Source organism: Microbulbifer sp. TYP-18 (assembly GCF_040932045.1).
In the GTDB taxonomy this organism is placed as follows: domain Bacteria; phylum Pseudomonadota; class Gammaproteobacteria; order Pseudomonadales; family Cellvibrionaceae; genus Microbulbifer.
On record NZ_JBFRBC010000055.1, the window covers coordinates 1 to 5,345 of the forward strand.

Genomic DNA, 5,345 nt, shown 5'->3' on the forward strand with positions numbered 1-5,345 from the left:
TGGAGGCATTCACGTAGACCTGTTCCCGGCCCTGGCCAAAACCGGCTGCGCCGATCCCCGTCTGGGTACTGTTGAATAAGCCCAGGGCTTCTCCGCTGATGATGGCTGCCACAATTCCCCCTAAAATATATCCTGTCTAACCTGCGCCCCGACAAGTCGCTTTTGCCTGACTTGGCGCATGATTTCTGATGGCGTTTAGATATATATCCAGGGATTACTGAAAATCGTGCAGGAAGAATTACAATCTCTGCTCTCAGTGTGAACTAGGTCACATTTCCAGGGGGGGGGGAAACCTACAGCCCGGGCCCTCAAACCAGTGTCGCCTTAAGTCCCAGACACCGCTGGATGAAAGGGCCCTTGCAGGTACAGGACTTAGGTAGATCCCGAGCCTCCCCGCGCTAAGGAGCCTCTGATTAATTCAGTACTGCCTCAGCGGAGCCTGACTACAGATCAACCCAGCAGCGTATTCGTATCGTGATTGCGGGTGGGCAACCCAATAATTGATCGTCTTTGGTGGGGATGGGTTTTTGAATATGCCAAAGGGCCCGCCCTTTCGACTGGATCACTATCTGGAATTGGCAGATTGGAGTGGCCGGCAGTTGCACCCGAAGATGCCGTGGTCTCAGCGCGGCGTGGGATAAAGCCCTCAGTGGTAAAGACTGTCTCCTGACGCTTTTATACAACTCACGCCGTTAAGGCTATCCACCACCAGCTTCGCAGGCGGATTAAAGCCCAGGGCAGTTTTGCCAGGAAGAACAGCTTACTCAAGCTGCACTACGCCAGCATACTGAAAGCTTCTGAGCGTTGTCCATCCGATCGGGAATTGGAAGCTGATACTGTTACTGCTGGCAATCCACTTCCCGGATCAATTTGAGAAATACATCAGTCTATTCAGTTGCAGCCACTTCATCAGCAACGGAACTGTTTGGAACAAGAGAATTAGATCACTACAAACTCACCATTTGAATCAATTCGTTTAATTAGCTCTCTAATTAGTAACTCATATACTGAGGATGAATCAGAGTCCGAAGGAATAAACTGAACTTCCGAGATTTGGTATTCTACACCAAGCTCCAAATTGATAGTATCCAATCCTCGCAGAACCTGAACTAACACACTCTGACCATCGATTCTTTCAACATCCCCTTGCTTGATAGGCAGAGACTTTATCTCTGTAGAACATTTTTCCTCAGCTAAACGAATTGCTAAGAAGTTATGTGTGGGGCCAGCAATCCTTGCCACCTTATAGAGATCATTATCTTTGATAAATTGCATTAGTTTTTCTCCCACGGATTTCCAGTCCATTTTCTTTCCGCCGCATTGTGAGCCTCTGTATATCCAGAGTTGTGCTTCAACTCATACCACCGCTCAGCTGTTTCATGCTTCATCCAAGCTATATCCGCTTCGGTATAGTTACCGGTCTCCAGCCGCTTCCAAGCATTGGCCTGATCTATATTGCTATCAAATTTTGCCCATCTTGCAGGCACCTTGTAGTCAACATATAAGAGAGGTGATTTCGATGACGTAGAACAGATAAAGACTTTAAATTTAGGCGGCTTTCCTCACTGCTTCCCTCGCCAAAGTTCGGCAGTGAGAAAGCCATTTGTGAACCGTGCCGGATAAATCCGGCACTAGCTACAGGAGTAAGTCTAATGCTTACCGTTCCTACACGCTATTATTTTAGCTACCTTTTTTCAAGCCCTATTATTTTAACTAATAAGCTATTTTTAGAATTTCTTTTTCCTCTTCAACCCGCTTCAGCTTTCGCTCCAACTCCTGGATGCGCAGTTGCTCAGGCGTGATAGCAACGCCCTCTGGAGCCTTGCCAGCTCGCTCTGCTCGGAGCTTACGAATTCATGACTCCATGGTGGGCTTGCCAACCCCCATGGCTTCGCACGCCTCCCTGACGGTGTAATTCTGGTCGACGACCAGTTGTGCTGCTTCCAACCGGAACTCTGGGGGAAAATGCTTCTTTTTTACCTTGGTCATTATTTCACCTGATCTGCATTGAGCGCAATAATATCACTCAAAGTCAGGTGGCCAAATTTAGTGTGCCACTACACTACGCATCCTATTGAATGCAAGATATAATCACCCACTGATATAACCCGTAAAGAATACACTTTAAACTTGTTTTACCAAATTTATGCAACTTTATCAATGCAACTAAGTAAACATACATACAAACTAAGCTTACATTGAACACAACGGTAAAAAATTGTGAACCCACCCAAACACAAAGAAATAAGAGCTGTCTTTAATGAAAAAACAGTTCGTGTATACCAGGCTTACAATGATGGCATTGCTAACTCAGCTTTAGAGCATGGTACTTTTAAATCACCACCATTCAAAATGGAACGAATGACTTGGATTAAGCCATCCTTTCTCTGGATGATGTATCGCTCGGGCTGGGGTAAAAAGGACAACGGCCAGAATCGTATTCTGGCTATTGATATTTCAAGGGAAGGCTTTGAATGGGCGTTAGAGCATAGCCTACTTAGCCATCAGGCTAAGGACTATGCAGATAGAGAAGAGTGGTTAAAAATTAAAAAAGCAACGCCCGTTCGTATCCAGTGGGATCCAGAACGGGATTTGCATTTACAACCTTTAGAGCATCGTGCAATTCAAATCGGCTTAACTAATGAAGCTGTACCACTCTATGTTAATGAGTGGATTCAGAGCATTACTGATGTTACTAATCTAGCATCTGAGATCCATTCTCTTGTAGAAAAAAATCTAGTAGATGAAGCAGGTCTTTTATTGCCCAAAGAGAGTATCTATTCAACAACTCCCGTTTTAGGCAAAAAGATAGAGCTCACGGAGAGCTCTTAACGATCATTGGGGGTTGTACGACCCAAAAGGGCTATAAACAACCTCACCAGAAGATATGGCCTCCTCAAACTCTGCTTGAGACGGCAAATTATTTACATAATCAGCCCATTGTTCCTTAACATGCTCAGTCCAAGCACTAGAACTCATTTCATGTATTGGCTGAAGGATTTCCTCTGGATGAAGTCCATCGACAGCTAATTTTTTTAATGCATTTTCCGTCGCCTCAACATAGGTCTCGCCTTTCGAATAACAACTAACATATGCCCCTCCGATATCGGAGGGCATTATCGAGTTCTCCAATGCCGTTACATGAAACGACACAATAAATACTTTTGTCATAAATTAACCTTTAATTTAGCTACAAATCCTTAGGATCTATTATCCTCACTGTGGATGGATCCATAGCATCTCTGAGCCACTGGATTTGTTCAGGTGTTCGTAATCCAAACTGATCAGCAGCCTTGATATCAACTTGTAAGGGCGCCGTTGTATTATTTTTTGCTGCTGTTAAGTCGTGAACAGAGGTTGCTCTCAACTTGTCTAGTAAAGATGTATCAACATCAACTGCTGTGACAGTTGCGTTTCCATTTCTATTGACTAAGGCAAACTCTTTTGCTCTGTCTGGCTGACCAAAATTAACAAACAGCGCACGTTCCCCACCTTTCTTCGTAGTTACTGCTGGAACCGTTCCGTCAGTTGAAATACGAGGTGCAAAAGCATTGTCATCGACACGATACACAGTTGTTTTGCTTGTAGTATCGTAATGAGAATAAGGGCCAACATAATCGATCCCATCAGCCCTATTGCCAGGGAGATAAGAGAATGGGCCGTCTGCAACTATGTTGTTGTTTGGAACTCCCCCAGTTCTAACAACCCTCCCAACCTTATACAACCCCGCCAGCTCCCCAAGCCCGGTAACAATAGTGGCTGCCTCAATTGCAGTCTGCAACTGATCATTGCGGTAACCTCCAGCAAATCTGCCCGGTTCAGCACTCTCTGCCAAGCCCATTCCCCAGCTCTTAATGGAGTCAGCAACTTCGTAACCTTTACCACCCCCCAACAATCTCGTTGCAGGTGACAGAGAAAAGGTTGCCTCAATACCCATCCCTATAGTATCCGCTCCCAGCTCTATGGCAAAACGAACCACTCCCCCTACCACTGTCGTACCTATATCAAGCATATCCTGCCCCCAGGCCCCGACATCATTACGCGCTCCATACTTTGCGGTATCGGCCGCTATCTGTGGCTCTCTCCGGTCAATGTAGCTATTAAAAGAGGAGACCTCTTCAGAAAAATCTCTCCCTCCAGCACTCGCAAAATGCGTATTCGCAGCAAACGCTGCGACTCCCGCATGGAAATCATCCCACACCGCCTGCACGCCGGCCATGGCCTGCAGGGTGCGCATCTCATAACCGGCCAGCTTCGCATCCAGACGCTCGTTAAAGCGCGCGGAGTGCATCATCAACTGCGTATTCCGCTGGATCACCGCACTATTTGACCAGTAATCCCGTTCACTGCCCCAAATATCACTTCGGCTGGCAGTCACCACAACTTCCTGGCCCGACCAACTGGAAGTCGTGGCCATATGTGCTTCAACGCGCTCCTGCAAGTTGCGCTCAGCAGCGCCAGCCTTTTCGGTGTTGGCTACTGAACCCGCATCAGTCGAGGCGCCGGCAGCCGGCTTAACCTCACTGCCGACGCGCTTGATAGAACTCTGCGCCACCCCTGCGGCAGTGGCAATCGCCACTCCACCCCAGTCAAAACTGTCGCCCCAGATGGCGCTCTGTACCGATTCGTTGATCAGCGCACTGGTCAGCTCCCGGCCAATATCCCCACCGAAGGTATTTGACCCCTGCATGACTCCAGCTAGTATGCCACCTCCGTCAGAGGGGGTTACAAAGCCATCTGCGAGACCGGAACTGGCTCCGGAAGCAACTGCGGAGGTGGCCACATTGCGCCAGCTAAAGCTTACATCCTTGTTAAACGCTTTGTTGATGCCGTAACTGGTAACCGCACTGCTCGCGCCCAGGATGGCGGAGCCCGCCCAGTTCAGCCTGGTGGCGCCACTTACCATTAGGCTGTCAAACCCTTGCAGGTAACTGCCTACGCCCATAGTGGCAACAGTCGTCAGCCCTCCGATTGCGACATCACTCCAGCTAAAGTCCTCCTGTATCCCGAGACCGATTGCGGTCACTTGGCTGGCAATGGATCCAACAGCCCCCGCTGTAAGTGCTGCACCCACAGCAGCAAACCCAAAGCCAGCTCCACCAGCTAATAACGATGCACCCGCAGCCATTGTTCCAGCAAACCCGCCCCCACTTGCAATAGCACCAAAGGCTGCCCCAGCTGCACCTGCAGTAAATACCGTGGCCACTACCGCAACCACAATCACCAGGATCATACCCAGCGCACCACAGCCGTCATCACTATCCACCGGTGGTGGCGGCGGTACATCCGGCAGGGTCGGGGCAGTATCGCCCATCTGCAGGGCACCATCCACCGGGCGGAAGGTG

The 5,345-nt window shown here is 48.6% G+C and carries 4 protein-coding genes and 1 pseudogene; 1 reads left to right on the forward strand and 4 read right to left on the reverse strand.

Translation table 11 applies throughout. From position 1 onward, the window contains the following. Positions 1-939: 939 nt before the first annotated feature. Both ABVT36_RS18555 and ABVT36_RS18560 read right to left on the reverse strand, forming a co-directional pair. Positions 940-1,305, reverse strand: a complete 366-nt coding sequence (locus tag ABVT36_RS18555) for a hypothetical protein (protein WP_368457889.1) — start codon at positions 1,303-1,305, stop codon at positions 940-942. Positions 1,306-1,854: 549 nt separating this feature from the next. Beyond that, complete coding sequence (locus ABVT36_RS18560) at positions 1,855-1,989, reverse strand: transposase (RefSeq protein ID WP_368457890.1); 135 nt, start codon at positions 1,987-1,989, stop codon at positions 1,855-1,857. A 231-nt stretch (positions 1,990-2,220) separates the two neighbouring features. Here ABVT36_RS18560 and ABVT36_RS18565 point away from each other — a divergent pair, with 231 nt between their 5' ends. Then, positions 2,221-2,832, forward strand: coding sequence for a DUF4291 domain-containing protein (locus ABVT36_RS18565; RefSeq protein WP_368457891.1), 612 nt, complete (start codon positions 2,221-2,223; stop codon positions 2,830-2,832). 3 nt (positions 2,833-2,835) lie between these two features. On the opposite strand, the gene ABVT36_RS18570 is transcribed toward ABVT36_RS18565, so the two are convergent. After that, entirely contained in the window at positions 2,836-3,171 is a 336-nt protein-coding gene (locus ABVT36_RS18570) for a hypothetical protein (protein ID WP_368457892.1), read from the reverse strand. Positions 3,172-3,190: 19 nt separating this feature from the next. Further along, positions 3,191-5,345, reverse strand: a pseudogene (locus ABVT36_RS18575) (hypothetical protein); the annotation flags it as partial.